Source organism: Mesoterricola sp. MK458, assembly GCF_055384935.1.
Genome location: NZ_AP045075.1, coordinates 1,882,391 through 1,906,570, shown reverse-complemented (window position 1 = coordinate 1,906,570; position 24,180 = coordinate 1,882,391). Strand labels below are relative to the sequence as shown.

The 24,180-nt window shown below is 69.0% G+C and carries 22 protein-coding genes and 1 tRNA gene; 11 read left to right on the top strand and 12 right to left on the bottom strand.

Translation table 11 applies throughout. The features are described from left to right. Positions 1 to 8: 8 nt before the first annotated feature. The 4 genes from ACZ5LB_RS08390 (at position 9) to ACZ5LB_RS08375 (ending at position 4,166) form a co-directional block, all read left to right on the top strand. Complete coding sequence (locus ACZ5LB_RS08390) at positions 9 to 1,985, top strand: ABC-F family ATP-binding cassette domain-containing protein (protein WP_464605740.1); 1,977 nt, start codon at positions 9 to 11, stop codon at positions 1,983 to 1,985. A 38-nt stretch (positions 1,986 to 2,023) separates the two neighbouring features. Then, the gene (locus ACZ5LB_RS08385; RefSeq protein WP_464605739.1) at positions 2,024 to 2,623 is read left to right on the top strand and encodes a thymidine kinase; all 600 of its coding nucleotides are present in this window, start codon (positions 2,024 to 2,026) and stop codon (positions 2,621 to 2,623) included. An 83-nt stretch (positions 2,624 to 2,706) separates the two neighbouring features. Continuing rightward, positions 2,707 to 3,507, top strand: coding sequence for a type III pantothenate kinase (locus ACZ5LB_RS08380; protein ID WP_464605738.1), 801 nt, complete (start codon positions 2,707 to 2,709; stop codon positions 3,505 to 3,507). Beyond that, positions 3,492 to 4,166 (top strand): biotin--[acetyl-CoA-carboxylase] ligase, encoded by a 675-nt coding sequence (locus tag ACZ5LB_RS08375; RefSeq protein ID WP_464605736.1) that lies wholly within the window; start codon positions 3,492 to 3,494, stop codon positions 4,164 to 4,166. Before ACZ5LB_RS08380 ends, ACZ5LB_RS08375 begins: the two co-directional genes overlap by 16 nt. 39 nt (positions 4,167 to 4,205) lie before the next feature. Here ACZ5LB_RS08375 and ACZ5LB_RS08370 read toward each other — a convergent pair whose 3' ends face one another. The 10 genes from ACZ5LB_RS08370 to ACZ5LB_RS08325 form a co-directional block, all read right to left on the bottom strand. After that, positions 4,206 to 4,610 carry a DoxX family membrane protein gene (locus ACZ5LB_RS08370; RefSeq protein ID WP_464605734.1) on the bottom strand — a complete coding sequence of 135 codons (405 nt, stop codon included), beginning with the start codon at positions 4,608 to 4,610 and terminating at the stop codon, positions 4,206 to 4,208. A gap of 96 nt (positions 4,611 to 4,706) precedes the next feature. Continuing rightward, positions 4,707 to 5,471, bottom strand: a complete 765-nt coding sequence (locus ACZ5LB_RS08365) for a LytR/AlgR family response regulator transcription factor (RefSeq protein WP_464605732.1) — start codon at positions 5,469 to 5,471, stop codon at positions 4,707 to 4,709. Continuing rightward, on the bottom strand, positions 5,468 to 6,526 hold the full coding sequence (locus ACZ5LB_RS08360) for a sensor histidine kinase (protein WP_464605729.1): 1,059 nt from the start codon (positions 6,524 to 6,526) through the stop codon (positions 5,468 to 5,470). The genes ACZ5LB_RS08365 and ACZ5LB_RS08360 overlap by 4 nt, the downstream gene beginning before the upstream one ends. Position 6,527: 1 nt before the next feature. Then, positions 6,528 to 7,250, bottom strand: a complete 723-nt coding sequence (locus ACZ5LB_RS08355) for a LiaF transmembrane domain-containing protein (RefSeq protein ID WP_464605728.1) — start codon at positions 7,248 to 7,250, stop codon at positions 6,528 to 6,530. A gap of 29 nt (positions 7,251 to 7,279) precedes the next feature. Further along, positions 7,280 to 7,405, bottom strand: coding sequence for a hypothetical protein (locus ACZ5LB_RS08350; protein WP_464605727.1), 126 nt, complete (start codon positions 7,403 to 7,405; stop codon positions 7,280 to 7,282). A gap of 92 nt (positions 7,406 to 7,497) precedes the next feature. Beyond that, positions 7,498 to 8,112, bottom strand: coding sequence for a YigZ family protein (locus ACZ5LB_RS08345; RefSeq protein ID WP_464605726.1), 615 nt, complete (start codon positions 8,110 to 8,112; stop codon positions 7,498 to 7,500). A gap of 49 nt (positions 8,113 to 8,161) precedes the next feature. After that, entirely contained in the window at positions 8,162 to 9,607 is a 1,446-nt protein-coding gene (locus ACZ5LB_RS08340) for a NapC/NirT family cytochrome c (RefSeq protein WP_464605725.1), read from the bottom strand. Positions 9,608 to 9,664: 57 nt separating this feature from the next. Continuing rightward, the gene (locus ACZ5LB_RS08335; RefSeq protein ID WP_464605724.1) at positions 9,665 to 10,330 is read right to left on the bottom strand and encodes a protein kinase family protein; all 666 of its coding nucleotides are present in this window, start codon (positions 10,328 to 10,330) and stop codon (positions 9,665 to 9,667) included. A gap of 8 nt (positions 10,331 to 10,338) precedes the next feature. Beyond that, entirely contained in the window at positions 10,339 to 11,052 is a 714-nt protein-coding gene (aat, locus tag ACZ5LB_RS08330) for a leucyl/phenylalanyl-tRNA--protein transferase (protein WP_464605722.1), read from the bottom strand. A gap of 19 nt (positions 11,053 to 11,071) precedes the next feature. Further along, entirely contained in the window at positions 11,072 to 13,162 is a 2,091-nt protein-coding gene (locus ACZ5LB_RS08325; protein ID WP_464605721.1) for a SpoIID/LytB domain-containing protein, read from the bottom strand. 223 nt (positions 13,163 to 13,385) lie between these two features. Between ACZ5LB_RS08325 and ACZ5LB_RS08320 the strand changes: the two genes are divergently transcribed. Next, complete coding sequence (locus ACZ5LB_RS08320) at positions 13,386 to 13,628, top strand: hypothetical protein (protein ID WP_464605720.1); 243 nt, start codon at positions 13,386 to 13,388, stop codon at positions 13,626 to 13,628. Here ACZ5LB_RS08320 and ACZ5LB_RS08315 read toward each other — a convergent pair. After that, positions 13,625 to 15,235, bottom strand: coding sequence for an aldehyde dehydrogenase family protein (locus tag ACZ5LB_RS08315; protein ID WP_464605719.1), 1,611 nt, complete (start codon positions 15,233 to 15,235; stop codon positions 13,625 to 13,627). The two genes, ACZ5LB_RS08320 and ACZ5LB_RS08315, sit on opposite strands and share 4 nt — an antisense overlap. Positions 15,236 to 15,366: 131 nt before the next feature. Here ACZ5LB_RS08315 and ACZ5LB_RS08310 point away from each other — a divergent pair, with 131 nt between their 5' ends. The 6 genes from ACZ5LB_RS08310 to ACZ5LB_RS08285 all read left to right on the top strand — a co-directional run bounded on the left by ACZ5LB_RS08310 (position 15,367) and on the right by ACZ5LB_RS08285 (position 22,897). Beyond that, on the top strand, positions 15,367 to 16,605 hold the full coding sequence (locus ACZ5LB_RS08310; RefSeq protein WP_464605718.1) for an NAD(P)/FAD-dependent oxidoreductase: 1,239 nt from the start codon (positions 15,367 to 15,369) through the stop codon (positions 16,603 to 16,605). 27 nt (positions 16,606 to 16,632) lie between these two features. Beyond that, positions 16,633 to 17,394 (top strand): site-2 protease family protein, encoded by a 762-nt coding sequence (locus ACZ5LB_RS08305; RefSeq protein WP_464605717.1) that lies wholly within the window; start codon positions 16,633 to 16,635, stop codon positions 17,392 to 17,394. 18 nt (positions 17,395 to 17,412) lie between these two features. Next, positions 17,413 to 18,528 carry a tryptophan--tRNA ligase gene (trpS, locus tag ACZ5LB_RS08300; protein ID WP_464605716.1) on the top strand — a complete coding sequence of 372 codons (1,116 nt, stop codon included), beginning with the start codon at positions 17,413 to 17,415 and terminating at the stop codon, positions 18,526 to 18,528. A 91-nt stretch (positions 18,529 to 18,619) separates the two neighbouring features. Further along, on the top strand, positions 18,620 to 21,727 hold the full coding sequence (locus tag ACZ5LB_RS08295) for a Kelch repeat-containing protein (RefSeq protein ID WP_464605715.1): 3,108 nt from the start codon (positions 18,620 to 18,622) through the stop codon (positions 21,725 to 21,727). A 19-nt stretch (positions 21,728 to 21,746) separates the two neighbouring features. Further along, entirely contained in the window at positions 21,747 to 22,664 is a 918-nt protein-coding gene (locus tag ACZ5LB_RS08290; protein WP_464605714.1) for a DUF1186 domain-containing protein, read from the top strand. A gap of 156 nt (positions 22,665 to 22,820) precedes the next feature. Next, positions 22,821 to 22,897: transfer RNA gene (locus tag ACZ5LB_RS08285), tRNA-Lys, on the top strand. Between the two features lie 532 nt (positions 22,898 to 23,429). On the opposite strand, the gene ACZ5LB_RS08280 is transcribed toward ACZ5LB_RS08285, so the two are convergent. Continuing rightward, the gene (locus ACZ5LB_RS08280) at positions 23,430 to 24,155 is read right to left on the bottom strand and encodes a LexA family transcriptional regulator (protein ID WP_464605713.1); all 726 of its coding nucleotides are present in this window, start codon (positions 24,153 to 24,155) and stop codon (positions 23,430 to 23,432) included. Positions 24,156 to 24,180: the final 25 nt, after the last annotated feature.

Sequence of the window (24,180 nt, the reverse complement as noted above, 5' to 3'; positions counted from 1 at the left end):
ACACGAACATGCTCGCCAGCCTGAACCACGCCTTCCTCAGCTTCGGCCCCCACGAGGTGCTGAAGGACGTCACCTGGGCCATCCAGGAGGACGAGTGCTGGGGCGTCATCGGACGCAACGGCGCCGGCAAGAGCACGGTCTTCAAGGTCCTGCTGGGCGAGCTGGAGCTGGATGAGGGCACCGTGGTGCGGCCCACCGCCGAGCGCGGCATCCGCGTGGGCCACTATGCCCAGGACCTGGCGCCGGCCACCGGCGGATCCATCCTGGAAGAGGCCATGGCCGCCTTCGGCGACGTGGAGTCCCTGCAGCATGAGATGCGCGACCTGGAGCACGCCATGGCCGAGCCCGGGGTGGACCTGGACGCCGTCATGGAGCGGTACCAGAAGGTGCAGGAGGCCTTCGAGCGCCAGGACGGATTCACCATCCGCAGCCGCGCCGAAGCCATCCTCTTCGCCCTGGGCTTCGCGCCCGAGATGATGGACAAGAGCGTCCTGGAACTCAGCGGCGGCCAGAAGAGCCGCGTGATGCTGGCCAAGGCCATCCTCCAGGGCCAGGACCTCCTGCTGCTGGACGAGCCCACCAACCACCTGGACCTGCCCAGCCTGCGCTGGCTGGAGAGCTTCATCAACTCGACATCCGCCACCGTGGCCGTCATCAGCCACGACCGCTACTTCCTGGACCGCATCGCCACCAGCATCCTGGAGATCGAGCTGGGCCGCAGCCGCGCCTACGAGGGCAACTACACCGAGTTCATCGAGAAGAAGGAAGCGGAGATCGAGATCGCCGAGCGCCATTTCGAGCGCCAGCAGGAGTACATCAAGCGGCAGGAGGACTACATCCGCCGCAACATCGCCGGCCAGGACACCAAGATCGCCCGGGGCCGCCGCACGCAGCTCGCCAAGCTGCAGCGCCTGGAGAAGCCCCTCAAGGACCGGCGGCGCATCAAGTTCAGCTTCCCCGAGACCCAGCGCAGCGGCGACACGGCGCTGGTGCTGGACAAGGCCTCGGTGGGCTGGGACGGGGTGCCCCTGTTCGAGCCCCTGGAGCACTTCCAGGTCAAGCGCGGCCAGAAGCTCGCCATCGTCGGCCTCAACGGCACCGGGAAGTCCACCCTGCTCAAGGCCATCGCGGGCGAGATCGACTTCATCACCGGCGGCTCGCGCCTGGGCAGCCAGGTGAAGCTGGGCTACTTCGACCAGCACCACAAGAACCTGGACCCCCGCAACACGGTCTTCGCCCAGATCCAGGCCGTGATCCCCATGGCCCCCAAGCAGGACGTGCTGGGCTTCCTGGCCAAGTTCTCCTTCCGCGGCGACGACGTGGACAAGCCCGTCACCGTGCTCTCCGGCGGCGAACGCGCGCGGCTCTCGGTGGCCACGCTGATCCGCGAGGGCGTCAACCTGCTGCTCTTGGACGAGCCCACCAACCACATGGACATCCATTCCATGGAAGCCATGGAGGACACCATCCTGAGCTTCACCGGGGCCGTGGTGGTGGTGACCCACGACCGGTACCTCCTGGGGCGCGTGGCCGACAGCATCCTGCGCGTGCACGAGAACCGCACCGAATTCCGCGAGGGCGGCTACGAGGACAACCAGGCCTGGGTGGACCTGGACATCGGCGAGGAACCCGAGGAGGCCGAGGCCGTGGAGGAACCCCCCCGGCGCAAGTCCGAGCCCCAGAAGTCCCAGCCCCAGAAGTCCCAGCCCCAGAAGGCCCAGCCCCAGAAGCCGCAGCCCATTGACCGCGAGCGGCAGAAGACCGTCAAGCGCTGGGAGCGCAAGGTGCAGGAGGCCGAGACCGCGGTGGCGGACCTGGAAGGCCGCCTCGCCGTGGTCGCCCGGGAACTGGCCGCCGCCGACCCCGCCGACTGGGAGGTCTTCGGCGCCAAGCTGGATGCCCAGAAGGCCCTGGAAACCGAACTCGCCTACGCCATGAGCGCCTGGGAGGAGGCCCAGACCGCCCTGGAGGAAGCCCGGAAGTAGCCGCTATACTGGCGTATCCATTCAACGGGGGTATGAGGGTGACTGTCTTCTTCCGATACGGCGCGATGAACGCCGGCAAGAGCATCCAGGTGCTCACGGTGCGCTACAACTACCTGGAGCGCCACCAGAGCGTTCACCTGTACAAGCCCAGCGTGGACACCCGCGCGGGGGCCAACCTCATCCGCGCCCGCATCGGGCTGGAAGCCCCCGTGGACGCCATGATCAAGCCCGACACCGACATCGACGCGCTCCACGCCGCCACCGTGGCCGAGCGGGGCGTGCCCAACTGCATCCTCATCGACGAGGCCCAGTTCCTCACCCGCGCGCAGGTGGCGCAGTTCTGCGACCTCTCGGACCGCACCGGCATCCCCGTCATGGCCTTCGGCCTGCGCTCGGACTTCCGGGGCGAGCTGTTCCCGGGGTCCGCGGCCCTGCTGGCCCTCGCCGACCGCATCGAGGAACTCAAGACCATCTGCTGGTGCGGCAAGAAGGCCACCATGAACGCCCGGATCGTGGACGGCAAGGTGGTCATGGAAGGGCCCCAGGTGCTCATCGGCGGCAACGAGAGCTACACCGCCCTGTGCCGCAAGCACTGGAAGGAAGGCATCAGCGCGCCGCCCGCACCATTACCCGCCTAAGGAACCGATGGGGTTCCCGATGCCCTCCCGCGACCCGTTTGTTTGCGCCGGCATTGTGGGAGATCCTTGAACGTGGAGCACGTATGAGCCTTCTGCTGGCCGTGGACGTCGGCAACACCAACATCGTCCTGGGCATCTTCGACCTGTCCGCCGGTGAGGACGGCCCCATCGTCCATTCCTGGCGCCTGGCCACGAGCCGGGAGCGCACCGTGGACGAGTACGGGCTATCCAGCCTGGCCCTGCTCAAGCACGCCGGGATCGACCCGGCCGCCATCCGCCACGTGGTCATCTCCAGCGTCGTGCCGCCCCTGCACCCGGTCCTGGACGCCTGGCTCCGGGTCTACTTCAAGGCAGAGCCCCTGTGGATCGAGCCCGGCATCAAGACCGGCCTCAAGGTCCTGCTGGACAACCCCGCCGAGCTGGGCGCGGACCGCATCGTCAACGCCGTGGCGGGCCTGGAGGCCTACGGCGCCCCGCTCATCGCCGTGGACTTCGGCACCGCCACCACCTTCGACGTGGTCAACGACCGGCGCGAGTACCTGGGCGGCATCATCTGTCCCGGCCTGAAGATCAGCGCCGAGGCCCTGTTCCAGCGCGCCTCCCGGCTTCCCCGGGTGGAGATCGCCGAACCCGAGCGCCTCGTGGGGCGCTCCACCATCCAGGCCATGCAGTCCGGCCTCTTCTACGGCTACGTGGGCCAGGTGGACGGCATCCTGGAGCGCCTGCTGGCCGAGTACCCGGGCTCCAAGGTGGTGGCCACCGGCGGCCTGGCCAAGGTGATCGTCCCCGCCAGCCGCTTCGTCCACGAGGTGGCCCCCGACCTCACCCTGGACGGCCTGCGCATCCTCTGGCTGAAGAACCGCAAGCCATGCCCCTCCCGCTGATCCGCCTGGGGGTGGTGGATTCCACCCAGGCCTTCCTGGAGCGCCACCCGGAATTGGGCTGCTGCGGCGTCCTCGCCGGCGAGCAGCTCCTGGGCCGGGGCCAGGCCGGCAACACCTGGGTGAGCCGCCCCGGCGCCGGTCTTTGGCTCTCCGCGTACCTGCCGGCGCCCCGGGTTCCCCCCGGCCTCCTCCTCCAGAGGGCCATGGCGGCCGTGGTGGAAGTGCTGGAGCCCGCCGGCGCCCCCCTGGGCCTCAAGTGGCCCAACGACCTGGTGGCGCGCAAGGACGGCCGCCTGGTGAAGGTGGGCGGGATCATCGGCCAGGCCAAGGGGAACCGGGTCCTGCTGGGCCTGGGCGTCAATCTGGAGGAGGCCCCCGCCATCCCCGGCCGGCGGATCCCCCCCGCCTGCCTCCGGGACCTTGCCCCGGGGCCCGTCCCCCAGGCGCCCGCCCTGGCCCGGGACATCCTGGACGCCTGGGAGGACCTGGAGGTCATGCGGGTGCCGCCCTTCCTCTGGCCCGGGGCAGGGGATGCCATCCGGTGGGAGGAAGGATCGGGCGTCTGCGTGGGCTGGCTGGGCGATGGCCGGCTGAGGGTGGAACTGGGCGGCGGAACCTACGCCGACCTCACGGCCGGCGACGTCTCCGGCCTGGCCTGATCCGCAGCCCCGTCAACCGGGATGCCCCGGCGGGTCCGTTCACCGGGCGGCGAGCATCGCCCGGAAGGCCGCGCGCCGGGTCCACGCCAGGTAGAGTTCCAGGACCAGCGCCAGGACCCCGGGCCCGATGCCCGCAGGCAGCAGGAAAACGTGGAAACAGATGATGTTGACGATAACCGGCGCCAGAAGGGTGAGGGCCAGGGGCACGAAGCGCCCCACCAGGAGCAGGACGCCGGCCACCAGCTGGGTTCCCGCCAGGAGCTGGAGCAGGTAGCCCGTCTTCATCATCGCCCCCGCGAAGGCGGCGGCGCCTTCGGGCATGGGCGCGGTGGGCCGGGGCAGGAAGTCCAGGAAGCCGTTCAGCCCGGTGACCGCAAATAGCAGGCCAAGCACCACACGGGCGGCAATGGGGGGGGCCTGGGTTAAAAAACGGGACGTGGCCATGCGTTCCTCCGGACCTTTGATGCCGATCCGGGCGCATATGCAACCCCTTATGCGGCACAAAGCGTGCGGACGGACCGCATCCCCGCCTTCGCCCGGTCAGACGCTGCCCTTCTCCAGCATGGTCTTGATGCGGGCGTACCCGCTCTTGCTCACCGGCAGGCGGGTCCCGTCGTGCAGCACGGCCACCCAGCTTTCCGAGGGCGTCTGCTCCAGGCGGGCCAGGCGGTCCAGCTGGATGATGAAGCTCCGGTGGATGCGCAGGAAGCGGTTGGGGTCCAGGCGGGTCTCCAGGCTCGAGATGGTCTGCTGCTTGAGGTGGCTCTTCTCCGGGGTCTTCAGGAGCACGTAGTCGTCCTGGGCCTGCACGTAGTCCAGCTTGGCCAGGGGGATGAGGGTCACCTTGGTGCCGTCCTTGACCACCAGGCGGTCCAGGGGCCAGTCGCTGCGCGCGGCGTCCGAGAGCTCCGCGGGCTGGGGGCCGGCGGGGGCGCCCTGGTCGCACCGGGCCTTGGCCCGCACCAGGGCCTCCTCGAAGCGCTCGGCGTCGAAGGGCTTGAGCAGGTAGTCCACGGCGTGCACCTCGAAGGCCTTGAGGGCGTGCTGGTCGTAGGCGGTGATGAAGACCACCGTGGGCTGCGGGTCCAGCAGTTCCAGCACCTCGAACCCGTTGAGCTTGGGCATCTGGATGTCCAGGAACAGCAGGTCGGGCTTGTGCTCCGTGGCGGCCTTGACCGCCTCGAAACCGTTGGCGCAGCTGGCGACCACCCGGATCTCGGGGTGGACGCCCAGGTGCTCCACGACGATGGCCCGGGCCAGGTCCTCGTCGTCCACCACGATGGCTTTGTAGGTTTTCTCGATCATGGCTTGACCTCGCTCGGAAAGACCATGCGGACCCGGTGGATCCCGTCCACCGTGCCCGCCTCGAAACGCATGCGGTCCCCGTACCGCATCTGGAGCCGGCTCCGCACCTGCCGCTGCCCCAGCCCCAGGCCCGGCACCACCGGCGTGTCGGCGTCCACGGGATTCTCCACCACGAGCTCGAGCACGTTGCCCTCCCGCCGGGAGGCCACGCGCACCACGCCGCCTTCGGTGAGGCCGGCGATGCCGTGCTTGATGGCGTTCTCCACCAGGGGCTGCAGCAGCAGGGCGGGGACCTCCTCGGCCAGGGTGGCCGGGTCCAGGTCCCACTGGACCTGGAGCCGGCTGCCGAACCGGATCTGTTCGATGGAGAGGTAGGCCTTGAGCAGGTCCACCTCCTCCGAAAGGGAGACCAGGCGCTTTTCCCCCAGGCGCAGGCTGCCGCGCAGGAAATCCGAGAGGAGGATGCACATGGACCGCGCCTTGGGGGGGTCGATGGTGGTCAGGGCGCTGATGGAGTTGAGGCTGTTGAACAGGAAGTGGGGGTTGAGCTGGGCCCTGAGGGCCCGCAGCTCGGCGTCCTGGGCCAGGATGCGGAACTCCGCCTCCCGGGCCTCGGAGAGCTTGCCCAGGTCCACGGCGTCCAGGAGGTAGTGCAGGGTCAGGGTGGCCAGGTAGAGGACGACGCCGATGCCGAGCAGGGTCGGCAGGGCCGCCAGGGCCCGGTGGTGCAGCCCGGCCAGGGGGGTGAGCCGGTCCAGGCACCAGGCCAGGGCCACGCCCGCCCCCGCCCAGAGGGAGGCCATGATCACCGCCGCCAGGATCCAGGCGGTCCAGTGGCTGCCCACGCGGGTGGACCGCAGCGGCAGGGCCCGGCACAGGTACCAGGACGTCAGGAACAGGAAGGCCCCCCCCGCGCACATGGGCACGCCCAGCACGAGGGCCTCGGCCAGGTGCCAGCCCTGGCTCATGGCCACGAAGGTGAGGAGCGCCACGACGGGGACCCACCCCAGGAGGTAGGTCCCCAGTCGCGCGCGGCTGCTGGTAATGGGATTCACGTCAGTTCATTACGGTAAGGCCGCCGAACAGGACCAGGCCCGTGACGACCAGGTGGACCCGGGGGGCGTCGCCCTCGGCCGAAGGCATGTGGAGGGTCTTGTCCTCGAAGCCGCCCAGCATCGCCGTGCCCTTCATGGACACCGCCCAGTGCTGCGGGATCTTGATCTCGCCGCCGCCGAAGAGCACGAAGACGTCCACCCGCACCTGGTTGCCCTCGATGGTGGCCTGGCGCAGGTCCAGGTCGAAGCCGCCGAAGATGGCCGTGAGCTCGCCGCCCTTGAAGTCCTGGTGGGTGACCCGGCGCTTGTTGCCGCCGAAGATGGCCGTGGAGGAGATGAAACTCTCGTGCGCCGCCAGGTCCGCGGGGACTCCCCGGTTCTTGCGCAGGGCCTTGGTGACCAGGAAGACGCCCACCGCGACGATGAAGAGCGGCCCCAGGGCCTCCATCAGGCTGTCGCTGCCGAAGTTGTGCACCAGGAGGAAGGCGCCGGCGAGCATGAAGAGGTAGCCGGAGATGCCCTTTTCCACTGCGCCGCGGCTCACCTTGCCGATGCCCACGACGATGAGGATCACGGGCCAGAAGTTCAGGAAGAAGTGGTCGTGGTCGCGCACGAACGGCAGGTTGTCCAGGGCCGCGAGGATGCCGAAGACGATGATGGCGATGCCGATCCACAGGCGGGTGGAGGTCGGTTGCTGGGAGGGGGTCTCATTCATGGTTTGCATGGATCTCTCCGGTAAAGCCTAGCAGATCGTCAGGAGCGGCCACTCTTCTGCGCGCTGTTCATGGGGATCAAGGCGACCAGGGTCGGGGTGAGCAACGCTGAGAACCACCAGAGGGCCACGGGGCAGCATTGGATGACGCCCTGTATGAGTTCCATGGTTCCAACCTCCCTGCACCCAGGCTACGGGCCACCGGGTCCCGGGGGAGGGGCCATTCGGCGAACGCCGGACCCGGATCGGCGAACGGTCCCTATTCCCAGTCCACGCATCCGCCCCGGCTCCGTTCCAGCCAGAGGGCGGCGAGGGCCTTCTCCCGGGCCCCGTCGGCCGTGAGGGGCAGGCGGAACCTCAGGACGGCCTGGTCCCCGCGGAAGTCCTGGCCCAGGATCTCCGCTTCCGGGAACGCCCCCAGCACCGAGAAGGGCAGGTGGGCCTGGCCGGCGTCCGCCGTGATGGCCCCCACCCGCCAGGCCCTGACGGTCTCCAGGAGGCCCTGCTCCCGGGCCTGGGCGATGGCGCCCTGGACGCCCTCCGTGTAGGCCCTCACCAGGCCCCCCGTGCCCAGCTTCGTGCCCCCGAACCACCGGATGCACACGGCCAGGACGTCCACCAGGCCCTCGCCCTCCAGGACCCGGAGCATGGGCGGGCCGGCGGTGCCCGAGGGCTCCCCGTCGTCGTCGGAGCCCTGGGCCCCGCCCAGCTCCCGCCAGGCCGCGCAGTGGTGGTTGGCGTCGAAGTCGCGCTTGCGCAGCCGGGCCAGGATCGCCTCCCGGGCCGCGGCGTCCGGGGCGGGGTGCAGTTCGGTCAGGAAGACCGAGGCCTTCTCCCTGAACTTGTGGACGGCGATGTCGACGGGGCGCTGCATGTCTACCAGGATGCCAAAAAAAAGCTCCCGTCGCCGGGAGCCTTCCTGCCTACTTCGTGCCGAGGTCCTGGAGGATCTTCGGGTTGGGATCGTCCTGGGCCAGGATGGTGTGGCAGGTGTCGCAGTCGCCGGCGATGGTCCTGCCGTCCTTGCTGACGTGGCTGCCGTCGTGGCAGCGGAAGCACCCGCCGTCCTGGTGGCCGATGTGGTTGGGGTGGGTGCCCCAGGTGAGCTTCATCTCGGGCGAGACGTTGCGCAGGTAGGCGTCCTTGACGGCCACGGCGGCGGCCTCGATCACCGCCTTCTTGTCCCGGTAGACCTCGGGGTAGTTGGCCTGGTAGAAGTCCACCAGGGCCTTGGGGATCCGGACGCTGGCGTCGTTCTGGTCCTTGTACTCGCCCTTGAGGACCTCCACGCCCTTCTTGTGGATGAAGGGGATGTCCCGGCTGACCAGGCCCTCCTGGATGCGGCGGTCCATGGCCCACTCGGGGCTCTCGAAGGCGTGGGTGGGACGGTTGTGGCAGTCCACGCAGTCCATGCTCCGCTGGGGCAGCTTGGCGAGCTGCTCGGGGGTGAGCTTGGTGTCGGTGGAGACGTACTCGACCATCTGGCCCTTGTCGTCTCGGTAGACCACCCGCGGGATCACCTGGCGCCGCTCGTCGGCGCTGGAGTAGGTGATGCGCTCGGAGGTGTCGATGTGGCGCCCGTGGATGCCCGTGTTGGCCTCGCCGCTGCGCCCGCCGATCTTGAGCATGAGCACGGTGATGGCCGGGGTGTTGGCGATGTCGTCGCCGTAGTGGGTCTTCACGAGGATCTTGTTGCCGTGGAACTTCTGCGGCCAGTGGCAGGACTCGCAGGTCTCCTTGGCCGGGCGGAGGCTTTCCACAGGGCTGGGGATGGGCCGGTGGTAGTTGTTGAACACGACCCCGAACAGCTGGCGCACGCCGGCGAGCTTGGCCCGCATGAAGGAGTCCGCCCCCGGGCCGATGTGGCACTGGGCGCAACCCACGCGGGAGTGGGGCGAGTCCACGAAGGCCCGGTACTCCATGATCATGGGCGTGTGGCAGGTGAGGCCGCAGAACTTGCTGGAGTCCATGTATTCCACGCCCCGCACCGTCGCCACGCCCAGCAGGGCGATGTTGAGGAAGGTGGCCACCGCCACCACGGTCAGGACCTTGCGGATGTGCCGGGTGGAGAGGTCGATCTTGGGCATGACCTCGGGGGCCTGGCCGGCCTTGGTCAGGCGCTTGTACTTGAGCCACATGCCGAAGGGGATCAGGAAGAGGCCCACCAGGAACAGCAGGGGCAGCAGCACGAAGAGCAGGATGCCCACGTAGGGCAGCGCCGAGTGCGGGCTGGCCAGTTCCCGGAACCAGGACCACAGCAGCGTGAAGCCCGTGGCCGTCGTGAGGATGCCCGCGCAGATGCTCACCCAGTTGTCGCCGTAGAAGAAGGCGTGCCGGAACCACACCGTGAGACGATCTCTCCAATCCATGGTCAAACTCCTATTCGGACAAGGATATCCGATATCGAACCTGCTGGGAACGAGGCATTAGATCACATATTCCGCCGGCGCGCCGAGCTTGCGGAGGCTGCGGGCCAGGCGCTCCCGGTACCGCTCGGCCAGGTCCTCGCCCGGAAGCCACCGGGCCTTGTCCCAGTCCAGGGCCAGGACCTCCCCGCCCGGCAGCACCTGGAAATTGGTGGCGTTGAGGTCGGGCGCGTAGAGCCCCCAGGCGCACAGGGCCTCCAGGAGGGCCCGCACCCGGGGCAGGGCGGCCTCGTCCCAGGCGCGGGGCCAGGGCGTGCCCCCCGCGTAACGGGTGAGGAAGACCCCCTCGCACCCCCAGAGCCGGGGCCGGTGGGCCCATCCCAGGGGCTCCACGGTGGGGAAGCCGGCCTCCCACAGGGCCCGGTGGACCCGGTATTCCCGGGCGAAGCGGTCCGGGGCCGGGTAGATCGCCGCGTTCAGGTGCCGGACGAGGCCGCCCCGGCGGTAGGGCCGGAGCACCACGTCCCCCACCCGGTAGACGCCGCCCCGCCCGAAGGAGCCGCCCAGGGGCTCGGGGTCCCCCTGGAACGCCAGGTCCGCCGGGGCCGCGAGGTCCCACGCGCCGTCCAGTCCCGGGAGCCGGGCGCCGGCCCGGGGAGGGGGGCAGGGCGCCGCAACGCGGGGCGCATAGGGCCAGGAGGCCGGAAGCGGCGGAATGGGGAGCATGGGCTCCATCATAGCCGGGCGGCGGCGGCGAGGCTTCCCGGCTCCGTCCACGGCCCCCGCCGGGTGGGAACCTTCAGGGCCTGTGACAGGCGCGCCAGGAAGGCGTCCCGGGTCACCACCCGCGCGCCCAGGTCCTCCAGGTTGGCGTTGGGCACCTGGCCGTCGATGAAGTGGAAGCCCCAGCCCCAGGCCACCCGGCACAGGCCGGCGAAGGCCGCCCGGGACGCGTAGCTCTCCAGGGTGAACATGCTTTCCCCGAAGAAGGCCGCCCCCAGCGATACCCCGTAGAGCCCCCCGCGCAGCTCCCCGCCACGCCAGGCCTCGAAGCTGTGGGCGTAGCCCTCCCGGTGCAGGGCCAGGTAGCCCTCCCGGATCTCCCGGGTGATCCAGGTGCCGTCCTGGCCGGGGCGCTCCACCCGGGCGCAGTGCTCCACCACCTCGGCGAACCGGGTGTCGATGCGCACCTCGAAGGGATGGCGGTCCAGGGCCCGGCGCGTGCTGCGGGAGAGGTGCTCGTCGCCGGGCAGGAGGATGGCGCGCTCCGGGGGGGACCACCAGAGGATGGGGGAGTCTTCGCCGTACCAGGGGAAGACGCCCAGGCGGTAGGCGCCCAGGAGCCGGGGCACCGAGAGGTCCCCGCCCACGGCCAGCAGGCCCTCTTCGTCCGGAAAACGGGGGTCGGGGAAGGCGGGGCTGGGGCCGAGGCTGTACACGGGGCTCATGGGATGGGATTATCCCAGGTCACTCCCCGATGGGCGTGAGCTGGATCCCTTGGTAGTAGTGCTTCAGGATGCCGTCGAAGGTGTAGCCCTCCAGGGCCATGCCGTAGGCCCCCGTCTGGTCCATGCCCACGCCGTGGCCCCAGCCGCGGCCGTAGATGATCCAGCGGCGGGAGGGCGCTTCCCCCACCGACGTCATGCGGAAGACGTTGTCCTTGAGCCCCAGGAGGTTCCGGATGTGCATGCCCCGGAAGCGGTGGGGACGGTTCCGGCCGTCGCGCACCACCATGTCGGTGACCCGGCCCTGGGGGTTGTGGGTGAACTCGAAGCCCTTCACCTCCTTGATGCCCGCGCGGGTGCGCAGCCTGTCCAGGAGGTCGGCCTCCTTGATCTCCACCTTCCAGTGGGCGGTGGGGTTGTAGCGGTCCAGAGAGGTTCCGTCCGGGTCCAGGCGGCGCACCAGGAGGGGCGAGCCCCCGGAAGCGGGGATCCACCGCACCCGGTCCCCCACCTGCACCGCGCTCTCGGCCACCAGGCGCAGGCTGCCGCCGGGGGCCTCCTCGGCCACCAGGATGGAAGGCGCCAGCGCAAGGGGGCCCGGGCCGCCGTTCTTCACGCGCACCTGGCCGTCGCGCAGCAGGGTGCCTTCCAGGAATTCCGCGGGCTCCAGTTCCTGCCAGAGGCGCCCCAGCACCTGGAAGGCCTGGCCCAGGGTGGGCGCCACGCGCCACAGGGCCGGGGGCGCGATGCCGCGGCGGGCCAGGAAGGACGCCAGGGGCTGGTCGGCGATCCCGGGGACCGCGTCGCCCAGAAAGTAGCGGGCGTCCTCCGGGCGTTCCTGGCCGTCCACCAGGTCCGCGAAGCCCAGGGAACGGGCCATCCACAGCAGGAGGTTGCGCTCCGGCGCCACCGGAGGCCGGCCCAGCCGGGACGCCAGGGCGGCCACGGGGGCGCGCAGGTCGTCCATGCGCGCGGGCTGGGTCATGCGGGCGGAGTCCAGGAAGGCCGTGGGCACCAGGCCCGCGGCGCACAGGCGAAGCAGTTCGGGGGTGAGCCAGGGCGTGTCGCCCGCCGGGGCCAGGGAGCCCTTGAAGGTGAGGGTGCGGGGCGCGGCCGCGTAGTTGGAGACGCCCTTGAGGTAGGGGCTGCCGTCGCCGAAGACGAAGGTGTTGTCGATGGTGGCGCCGCCCGAGTCGGCCATGAAGAGCGCCTGGATGGGCCGGCCGCCGTAGGTGGCGATGAGGCCCGCGGTCTCAGCCACGGCCCGGTCCGTGAGGGACTGTTCGCCGTCGCGCCCGCCGTACACCTGGTCCGCGACGGTGTCCAGGAGGTCGAACCCGTCCTTGGCACGCTTGCCCAGGTTCACGTAGGCGTAGGTGCGCGCGGCCACGGCCTGGGCCTTGAGCGCCTCCAGGGCCGGATACTCCCAGGCCCCCATCTCCCGGGGCACCACGCCCTTCAGGTAGGTCTCCAGGTCGAGGGTGTTGATCACGGAAAGCCGCCCCTGGGCGTTGGGGACGATGCGCATGGCGCCGCGGTAGCGGCCCTTGCCCACCAGGGTGGTGAGCTCGCCGGCGGGCTGCAGGAGCACCCCGGCGTTGGGCAGCGGCAGGCGCTCGTAGCGTTCGGTCACGGCGTAGAGGGCGCGGGCCTTCCGGGGCGCCCCCTTGCGCTTTTCCGTGGAGACCCACAGTTCGTCGAAACCCTGGGCGGCCAGTTTCTCGAGGATGGGCTCCGCCTCCTTCGCGCTCTCGAAGTGCCCCGTCAGCACCCGCCAGGTGCCGCCGTCGGGCACCGCCACGCGGTCGGGGCGCTCGCCCAGGGCCGCCAGCTTCTTCAGGGTGGCCGTGGCCTCCTCGAGGCCCATGGCCGTGCCCACCTGCACCCGGTATTCGTCGGTGGGATCGGCCTCCCCGCGGCTGTCCCACCAGATCCTCAGCTTCTCGCCCTCGGCCAGCTTGAGGATGCGCCGGCCCTGCAGGTCGCGCACCTCGCCGCCGCCCTCAAGGCTGACGGTCCATTCCAGGGCCTGGGTGTCCAGCCCCACGCGGATCTGGGGCGCCGCCGCCAGGGCGGGCAGGGCGAGGGAGAGCAGGACGGGCAGGGATCGCATGGCTCCAGCTTAGCGCAGGGGTTGTGAATGATGCGTTCATTGGATTGGCGACCTGTCTGAAGGGCCAATTCAGGGACTGCCGGGGATCGGTACCCAAAAATCAACAATGATGGAGTCTTGACATCAATTAGCCTTTAATTAAACTCATAATCAGGACCCCAGCCCGAACCCTCCCCTCCACCCCGCACGCCCCATCCCGCCGCTTCCCTTCAGGAGGTCCGCCATGGCCATGCCCCATGCCGCCCGACGCATCGAGACCGCACGGCTTCCGTTGTTCCGGTTCCGGGATCCGGGCCGCTGGCGCCTGGGACGCGACCGCCACCGGAGGCGCCTGCTGTGGACCGTGGACTTCCAGAAGACCTTCCCCGCCCTCTGGCGCCACGGCACGGCCGCGGACGAGGCCCGCGCCCAGGCCCGCACCGCCGCGAAGGCCGCCGCGCGGCGGCCCCGGAGGTTCCAGAACTAGAGCTTGTCCCAGTTGCTCGCTTCGTAGGTGTGCTTGATGGCGTAGTCCGTGTGGATCTGCGCCAGTTGCAGGTCCCCTGAGGCGTCCTCGTTCACGGCGTGCCACCGGCTGTAGGCGTCCAGGGCCCCGGGCCCCGCCTCCCGCGTGCCGTTTCCGCTCCAGCCCATGCCGCCGAAGGGCACGTGGACCTCCGAGCCGGTTGTGGCGTTGTTGATGGACGTCAGGCCCGCGCGGACCTCCCGGGCGAACCGCTGCGCCAGGGCGTGGTCGGCGGTGTAGATGGCGCTGCTCAGGCCGTAGGGGGTGGCGTTGGCCCAGGCCAGGGCCTCCTCGAAGCTCTCCACCCTGCACAGGTTCACGGTGGGGCCGAGGATCTCGGTCTGGAAGAGCTTCATCTGCGGGGTCACGCCTTCCCACACGCAGGGCTGCACGAAGTGGCCCTTGGCCAGGGGGCCGTGCACCTTGGCGGTGCGGTTCTCCTCGTTCCACCGCGCGCCGCCGCAGAGCAGGGTGGCGCCCTCCTCGAGCCCGCCGTGCCAGTGTTCCTCGAAGGCCTTGGCGAACCGCGCGTTGATCAGGGGGCCGTAGAAGACGTCGGGGTTGCTGATGGGGTTGCCCAGTTCCAGGTCGGCCACCGCCGCCAGGAAGGCCTCCTTGAACCGGTCGTAGATGTCCTTGTGGATGATGATGTTGCCCAGGGAGGTGCGGCGCTGGCCCGCGGAGCCGAAGGCGCCCCACAGGGCCCCCTTCACAGCGTTGGCCAGGTCGCAGTCGGGCATGACGACCATGGGGTTCTTCCCGCTGAGCTCCAGGCTGGGGACCAGGAGGTTCCGGCCCGCGGCCTCGGCGATGAGCCGGCCCTGGGTGGTGGCGCCCGAGAAGCAGAACTTCTGGTAGAACCCCTTGTCCATGCCCGCCACCACGTGCTTCCCGCACCCGGTTCGGCCCTTGCCGTTGAGGATGTTCACGACCCCCGGCGGCAGGCCCGAGTCCATCATGCACCGCGCGAAGAGGTACGCGATGGTGGGCGCGTCCTCGGAAGCCTTCCACACGACCGTGTTTCCGCACAGGATGGCCGGGATGATCCGGGCCGCCGGGGTGGACAGGGGGAAGATCCCGCCGGCCATGACGGCCACCACGCCCAGGGGGCGCCGGTGGACGGTGATGGTGCGGGCGGGGAGCTCCGAGGGGATCACCTGGCCCAGCAGCCGCCGGCCCTCGCCCTGGAGGTAGTGGCAGAGGTCGATGGTCTCCTGCACCTCGCCCCGGGCCTCGCGGATGGGTTTGCCCACCTCGCGGGTGATGATCGCGGCCAGCTTCTCCTTGTGCAGGGCCAGGGCCTCGCCGATGCGCCCCACCAGGGCGCCGCGCAGCGGGGCCGGCATGGCGCTCCAGGCGGGGAGGGCCGCCGCGGCGGCCTTGGCGGCCTTCTCCACGTCCCGCTCCCCGCATTCGGGGAAGATACCCACCGTGTCCCGGGTGTCGATGGGGGACCTGGAATCGAAGGAGGGCAGGTCGCCTTCCACCTCCCGGCCGCCGATCCAGTTGAACCCGATGACCGTCCTGCCATGGCTCGACACTGAGGGGGGGTTGTCCTTCAGGTACATAACGGGCTCCGGGGTGCGTTGAACGTCCCAGGATAGCCGGGAAGGGCCCCGTTTCACACGGGTTACTTGTGACGGCCGCCCTTGGACGGGAGGGGTGCGATCCGGCCATACTCTCCTTCGCGGAGGACACGTTGCGCAGATTCGATGTGATCGTTGTGGGCGCCGGGATCGGCGGGGGCTCGTTCGTGTACAACCTCCTGAAGCAGGGCTTCACGGGGTCGATCCTGGTGGTGGACCGCGGGGACGCCGTGGCCACCGGGGCTTCCGCCTATTCCGCGGGCGGTTTCCGCAACCTCTGGACCACGCCCATCAACCAGCAGCTCTGCACCCGGGGCATCGCGATCCTCAAATCCTTCCAGGACGAGATGGGCGTGGGCATCGGCTTCCGCCAGAGCGGCTACCTCTTCACCTACTACAAGGACGCCTGGGGCCGCGTCCCCGCCGCCGCGGAGATCTGGAAGGCCAACGGCGTGGACTTCGAGCTGTTCACCCCCGCCCAGGTGGAGGCCATGATCCCCGGCCTGCGCTGCTCCGTGGACGCCGTGGACCCCGACGTGCGCGAGTTCCTGGGGATGGAGGCCATCGCCGGGGGCGTGTTCGGCAAGGACTGCGGGAGCTTCGACCCCAGCCAGGCCGCCGTGGGCTACTTCGAGCGGGCCCTCAAGGACCACCCGGGCAAGGCCCGGCTGGAACTGCGCACCGAGGTGGAGTCCCTGGTCTTCGACGCCGCGGGCAGGGCCACGGGCCTCACCGTCACGGGCCCCGGGGGCCGGGAGACCCTGGAGGCGGGGCTGGTGGCCCTGTGCTCGGGCCCCTGGACCAACGGCCTCCTGAAGCGCTCCGGGTGCCCGGATGAGGATCTCATGCCCATCGTTGCCCAGAAGCGCATGATGTTCCTCACCGACTTCCCCGACCAGGACCCGCGCTGGCAGGACATCCCCCTCACCATCATCGACCAGGGCATCTACTTCAAGTACGAGAGCGGAAACCTCCTCATCGGCAAGGCCAAGCCCGACACCCCCGACAGCCTGGACACCACCTTCGAGCCCGACTACTACGTGGAGGAGATCAACCTGGTCATGCAGGAGCGCATGCCCTCCACGGCCACCTGCAAGCTCAAGAGCGGCTGGGCCAGCCTCTACGACACCACCGGTCCCGACCACAACGCCATCCTGGGCTGGCACGCCAACCACCCCGGCCTGCTCCTGCAGGTGGGCTACAGCGGCCACGGCGCCATGGAGAGCCCCGCGGTGGGCATCGGCCTGGCCGAGCTGGTCATGACCGGAGGCTACCGCAGCATCGATCTCACGCCCTTGCGGTGGAGCCGGTTCCGGGAAGGGGATCTGGTGAAGGAGACGATCGTCATCTGACGCTATGATGGGGGTCCTGGGGGACCCTTGTTCGACAACATCCATATCGCCACGATCCTCGTCTCGTACGTGGCCATCCTGTTCGCCCTGAGCGTCCACGAGGCCGCCCACGCCGCCGCGGCGTACTACCTCGAGGACGACACCGCGGCCCGCCTGGGCCGCATGACCCTGAACCCGGTGGCCCACATCGACGTCCTGGGCACCCTCATCCTGCCGCTGCTGGGCATGATCTCCGGCATCCGGGTGCTGGGCTGGGCCAAGCCCGTGCCGGTGGATCCCGGCCGGCTCACCCGCCGGTACCCCATGCGGGTGGGCTACGCCATGGTGGCCGCCGCGGGGCCCGCCTCCAACATGGTCCAGTCCCTGGTGTTCCTGGTGATCCTCGCGGTCCTGATCCGTCTGGTGGGGCCGGAGAATCCCATGGTTCGCCTGAACTGGTTCTTCGCCTCCATGCAGTATCCGGTGGAGCGGTTCATGGAGGTGCCCGGCATGGGCACAGGCACGGCGCTGGCCATCACCCTCCTGGGGCGCCTGGTGATCATCAACATCGGCCTGGCCATCTTCAACCTGCTGCCCTTCGGGCCCCTCGACGGCGCGGGCATCCTGCGGGGCTTCCTCCCCCACCGAATGCTGCCCACCTTCGACCGCATCCAGCCCACCATCACCATTGTCCTCCTGGTGTGCTTCCTGGTGCTGCCGGTGGTCATCACCACGATCCTCAGTCCCTTCTTCTACGTCGCGGACGTCCTGTACATCACCCCCCTGGCCCGGCTCCTGCTCGGAGCCTGAGCCCCCACCGGAGCCGGAATGGAAGAGAAATTCATCACCAACGCCGAAGACGTCGAAGGCGAGTCCGCCACCTTCCTGGAGGCCTCCCGGCGCAGCCAGGCCATCTGGGAGGACCTCCCCAAGCACCCGTCCAAGTACCGGGTCCTCACCGGCGAGCGTCCCACGGGCCCCCTGCACATCGGCCATCTCTTCGGCACCCTGGCCAACCGCGTGCGCATCCAGGAACTGGGCGCCACCACCTTCATCGTGATCGCCGACTACCAGGTGCTCACGGACCGGGACAGCGCCGAGAACGTGGGCGCCAACGTGCGCGAGGTGATCCTGGACTACCTGGCCTCGGGCCTGGATCCCGAGAACGGCCGCACCTTCTTCTTCAGCCATAGCCACATCCCCGAGCTGAACCAGCTGCTGCTGCCCTTCATGAACCTGGTGACCACCGCCGAGCTGGACCGCAATCCCACCGTCAAGGAGGAGATCAAGGCCGCGGGCCTCAAGCAGGTGAACGCCCTCATGTACACCTATCCCATCCACCAGGCCGCCGACATCCTCTTCTGCAAGGGCAACGTCGTGCCCGTGGGCCGGGACCAGCTGCCCCACCTGGAGCTCACCCGCAAGATCGCGCGGCGGTTCAACGACCGCTTCGCCCCGGACGCGCCGGTCTTCCCCATCCCCGACGCGCTCCTCTCGGACATCCCCCTGGTGCTGGGCACCGACGGCCAGAAGATGAGCAAGAGCCGCGGCAACACCATCATGCTCAAGATGACCGCCGAGGAGACGGCCAAGGTGATCAAGGGCGCGAAGACCGACGCCGACCGCAACATCTTCTACGACCCCCAGAACCGTCCCGAGGTGGCCAACCTCCTGCGCCTGATCTCCATCTGCACCGGCGAGGCCCCCGAGTCCATCGCGAACGCCATCGGCGACGGCGGCGGCGGCAAGCTGAAGGCCGCCCTCACCGAGGCCCTCAACGCCCACCTCGCCCCCATGCGCGAGCGCCGCGCCCGCTATGCCAAGGACCCCGCCTACGTGCAGGACGTGCTGCGCCGCGGCATCGCGCGCGCCCGGGAGGAAGGCGTGGCCACGCTCCGCCAGGTGCGCAAGGGCATGAACATGGACCACGGCCTGGACGGGTAGGGACCTTGCGTGGGCGGTCGCGGGGATGGAATGATGGGGTATTCCCCCATTGCCCCCATAGGCCGCCCGTCACGAAAGGACCCCGATGCGTATGCCCGAGCTCCCCCTTGGAGCGCTGTTCCTCACCCTGCCCATCCTCGTCTCCTGCGGCGGGGGCGGTTCGGGCTCCAAGCCCAAGCTTCCGGTCACCATCAGCCTTTCGCCCCATAACCTGACGCTCACCGCGGGGGAGAGCTACGATTTCTCCTTCAGCCTGGTCATCCCGGGTGGGAACTACACGACCGACTTCGGCATCAGCTGGGGCTGCTCGGGCGGGACCATCGCCCAGGCGGGGCAGCTCCCGCCGCCCTACGAGTACGGGGGCCACTACACCGCGCCCACCTCCCCCGGAACCTACTCGGTGGTCCTCACGAGCCAGTACGACAGCTCCCGGAAGGACACCGCCACCGTCACCGTCATCGCGGCGCCCGTCGTCACCTCCTTCACGGCCAGCAGCATGGACCTGGACGCCCGCGACCCCAAGGCCGAGCTCACCGCCGTGTTCACCGACGGCGTGGCCACCATCTCCCCGGGCGTGGGCGCGGTGCAGAGCGGCCTCCCCGTCACCGTGAGGCCCACCGCCGGCACCACCTACACCCTCACCGTCACCAACGCCGCCCGGACCTCCGTCACGCGCAGCCTGGACCTCAAGGTGTGGGATGCGCCCGAGGTCACGCTCACCGCCAGCGGGGCCTCGATCACCCGGGAAGCGACCGCGACCCTGGGGTGGACCCTCCGCAATGCCACCGCCGCGACGCTTGAACCGGGCATCGGCTCGGTCCTTTCGGACCGGTTCGCCAGGGGTCAGTGGATGGTGGCCCCGCCCGAGGACACCACCTACACCCTCACGGCCAGCAATCCCGTGCGGACCGCCCAGGCCTCGGTGACCGTGAAGGTGGTGGCTCCGCCTTCCATCGACGCCTTCGCATTGAGCCCGGAAGTGATCCACCCCGGTGAGCGCGCGCAGCTCACTGTTGCCTGGTCCGGGGGCACCGCGTCTCTCACCCCTTCCGTCGGCACCTTCGGCTCCGGCGTGCCCGTGGAACTGGGTCCCGAAGCGACGACGACCTACAAACTCAGGGTCGACAACGGCTCGGGCTCCCAGGCCACCGCCGAGCACACCCTGCGGATGGCCTCCCGGGGCGCATTCAAATTCGCGGGCTCCCTGGCCTCGCCCCGGGTGAACCCGCTCCTGGCCCTGCTCCCGGAAGGCAAGGTGCTGGTGGCCGGCGGCGGGTCCCGGGACCTGGACACCTCAGGTGCGCGCCCGCCCCTGGCCGGTGCAGAGATCTTCGACCCGGCCACCGGAACCTCCCGGACCCTTTCCGCGTCCATGGCCTCGGCGCGCATGGCGATCAACCCCTCCGCCTGCGCCCTGGCGCTCCCGGGCGGAGCCGTCCTTCTCATGCCGACCCTCTACGGCGCCACGGCGGAGATCTTCGAACCGTCCACCGAGACGTTCCGGCCCCTGCGGGCGCCCGCTCCCGCCACTCCCTGCCTCGATCCGGCCCAGGCCCTGCCGCTGCCCGACGGACGCATCCTCTTCACCGCCTTCAGGCGGCTCTACCTCTTCGATCCGGCCACGGAGGCGTTCCAGGATGTGGCGATGCGCAAGGAGCGCACCGGCCACGCCCTGACCCTCCTGGGCGACGGGACCGTCCTGATTTCAGGCGGAGACCCGCACACCGGGTCCGTCCTCGGCACCTGCGAGCGCTTCGACCCGGCCACCGGGACCACGACGCTGCTTCCCGGCCAGTGGAACACCATGCGCGAGGGCCACAGGGCCTTCCTGGGAACGGACGGCCGCGTGCAGCTCTGGGGGGGGAAGGGCCCGATGGACTATGGCTGGGGCTCGGTCACCCGCGTAGACACGGTGGACCCTTCCGACGGTAGCCTCACCGACGCGGGCCTGCCCCCCCTGGCCGCCCCGTACCCGGGCCCGTACGCCATCTGCCGTCTGGCGGACACCCGGACCCTGGTCCTGCAGACACGGTCGGGAATCCTCTACGATCCCGCTGCGCTCCGCGCCCTTCCGGCGGAGAACGAGGCGATCCTCTGGCACCACGGCCGGAATGGCGTCCAGCCTTTCGAAGCCGCCACCCTGGCCCTTCCCGACGGCCGGATCCTGTTCGCGGGCGGCGAGGCCGAGGAGGCCCGCCGGGTCAACGTCTTCGATCCCCTCGGCGGGGCTCCGGGCCCGTACTCCGGGCTTCGCCATCCGGTGGTGAATCCCTTTTCGGAATTCGTGGCGCTCACCGACGGCCGATTCCTGGTGGTGGATGGCCTGGGCAGGTTGGCGCCGAAGCTGCTGGAACCGACCACCGGCGCCATCACCACCGGCGGACCCCTGGTCCAGCCCTGCTCGGGCATGGCGGTGGAACCCCTTCCCGACGGCTCAGCGTTGGCCTTCGGCGGGTTCAGCTACGTGGAGAACGTCTGGGGGGGCGGCGCCACCCTCGACCTCGTGCAGCGCTTCGAGGGCGCGACGGGAACCTGGTCCGCGGCGGGAAAGCTGGTCACCCCGCGGCGGGCCCCCACCACCGTGCGTCTCGACGACGGGAAGGTGGTCGTCCTGGGCGGCGCCTCCACCCCGGGCGCCGCCTGGGGCGAGTGCTTCGATCCCGCCACCGGCCTCTCCAAGGCCATGCCCGCGCCGCCGCAGCCCTTCGACAGCTGGTTCGCGGCGGGCCAGGTCCAGGGTGGCCGCGTCCTGGTGGCCGGCTCCGGCCGCGCCCTTCTCTTCGATCCCGCCACCTTCGTCTGGAAGAATTTTTCCGTGACCATCGACGCCGCCGCTCCGTCCTTCGTACGGGCCCTGCCCGGAGGCCAGGCGGTGTTGCTCCGGCAAGTCGAAGGCCATGTGGTGGATCTGGCCACCTCCACAGGCGTCCGCTACTACGACGCGCTGGATTACCTTTCCAACGTCCTGGCCCTGGGGGACGGACGGTTCCTCGTCAGCGGCTGGCTGGAATACGGCTACAACGACTACCGGAACGCCCTGGCCCTCCTCGATCCCGCGCGCGGGACCAGCCGGCTGCTTCCCGCCGCCCACGGCGACGTCCAGGCCATGGGCCTGATGCCGGATGGGCGCATCTGCCTGATCCACAAGTACACCGCCACCACTGAGTTCCTCGACCTCACGGGGTTCCAGCTACCATGAGGTGCCCGGAGGGCACGCCATGACACCGTCGGACATCCTCGCCGAACTCGAGTTCCCCTGCAGCGGCCTTCCCGAGGCCGCCCTGCTGGAGGCCATGGAGCAGCCCGAGGCCGTCATTCCCGGCCTCCTGACGATCCTGGAGGAGGTGGCGGCCGATCCCGGGGCCTACCTGGACGCCTCCGAGTCCAACGCCCACCTCTTCGCGCTGTACCTCCTCGCCCAGTTCAGGGAACCCCGGGCGCTGGCCCCGCTCATGGCCCTGCTGCGCCTGCCCGTGGACACCCAGGACGCCCTCCTGGGCGACCTGCTCACCGAGGGCATGCCCTCCCTCCTGGCCTCCCTCTCCCTGGGCACGCCGGAGGTCCTGGAGGCCGCCGCGGCCGACGCCGACCTGGACCCCTACGTGCGCGGCGCCGCCATGGACGCGCTCCTGGTCCAGTCCTTCCAGGGCCACCTCCCCGAGAAGCGCCTCATGGCCATCTACGACGCCCTCCTCAGCGCCTTCGAGTCCCGCGGCCCCGCCGAGGATCCCCTTGCCTGGGCCTTCCTCGTCATCGCCCTGCAGACCGCCGGCTTCGCCCCCTTCCTGCCGCGCCTGCGCGACGCCTGCGCCCGGGGCCGCGTGGACCGCGAACTGGTGGACGCCGACGAACTGGAGGAGGCGCTCACCCGGCACAACGCCCACGAGCGCCGCCGTTTCCTCCTCACCAACCATCTCGTGGAGGACGCCCTGCTGTCCCTGGAGGAACTCCACTGGCCCGGCGACGAGGATTACGCCGACGAGGAACCAAGGGACGACCTCCCCACCTTCGCCCCCGAAGCCCTCCAGACGATCCTCGCCCGCCAGGGCACCCCCCGCCCCGGAACCCCCGCCCTCAACGCCCTGTGCCCCTGCGGCAGCGGCAAGAAGTACAAACGCTGCTGCGGTAAGCCCTAGGCCGGAAGCCGCCATGCATCCACGATTGCCAGAGTCCAGCGGGACGCGCCTGGAAAATCCATGGCCAACCCCACCCCCGAACCCCGCGCAACGCCGCACCCGCCGCATTTTTTCTTGCGTTTCGCAGCATGAAGAGTAGACTGAAAGCTCCGAGTCGGTTCCTTAGCTCAGCTGGTTAGAGCATCTGACTCTTAATCAGAGGGTCCAGGGTTCGAGTCCCTGAGGAACCACCACTCGAAATGCAGCCCCGAAACCTTGCGGTTTCGGGGCTTTCCACGTACCACGAGGTCGACCTCCATTTTTTTGTGACACCAGGGGTCTGGTGTCACAAGCGAGAACGGATCTTCCAATTGGTGTTGTGCGCCAGAATTATTGCGTACCTCGGGCTTGGGGTGGACCGGGCCTGGATCGAGTCGGGACGGGCCTTTTGGGCGGAAAGTGATGTCGGAGGGTGCGCCAAAATGTTTTGCGGGTTGTACTCAATCCGCAGCCTCAGTGCGCCATAATTTTTGCCGTGGTCGTGCCCAGGCGTTTAATTTTCGTGCGGGGAGCTGCGCCGGACCCGTTTCTTAAACGCGCCATAATTTTTTAGACCTTCGCGCGGGTGGATGGAGGGCCCTTGCCGGACAGTAAGGCTAACCGCCTCTGCTTTAAGGTTGTTTTGTGCGAATAGTGCGCCAAAATGTTTTCGGGCATGTGCGCCATAATTTTTTAGACCTATAGACACCTAAATTTTGCATCCAGTATATATATGTATGGAGACGTTCACCAGTTCCTTGAAAGGTGCTCGCTCTTCAGGACGTTTCGAGAGATCCAGCAGACTCTGCCGAGAACCAAGCACGGAGTGGGGGTGTCTTCGGTCTCAAGGTCAAGGGGCAGGTAGCCAGGCGAGTCGACGGTTAGGCGAATGAATCTGGATTCCTCGAAATCCTGAACCCGCTTGATCCTGGTGGCACCGCCTTGGGTATTGTTCCTGACGAGAAACATCGCTTTGGACTTTGGACTACGGCGGAGCTGCATGGCGGTGTTTATCAGGACCAGGTCTCCTTCCTGAATGGTTGGACGCATGGCATCTCCTTCGCAGTCCACAATGAACAGGTCGGAGACTGTGCCGGCGCCACATTCGTTCAGGATGGCCTGAAGGAGAGATCGTTGGAATGGGGTGCCCGGAGAGGCCTTGTCAGGGGGAATCACAATGCCACTTGGTGCGAATCCCCTTTCCGGATTGATTCGAGGAATGAAGACGAGCTGGTCCGTGTGGTCGTTCCCGGAGGGACGGAAGGCCCATTTGGGACCTGTTCCGTCGAGAATCCACGTCCATGAGATACCATATAATGCTTGAAGTGCAAGGCAGATAGCCTTTCTAATTGGTTGCTTTCCGGACTTCCAATCGGAAATCGAGGCCCCGCTCACGCCAAGAGACTCAGCCAGGCGCTTGCCGTCCAGGTTAAGTTCACCGATGAGAAGGGTTAGTCGTTCGTGTGCTTCCACGTATTGGTGGCCTTTAGAAAATCGA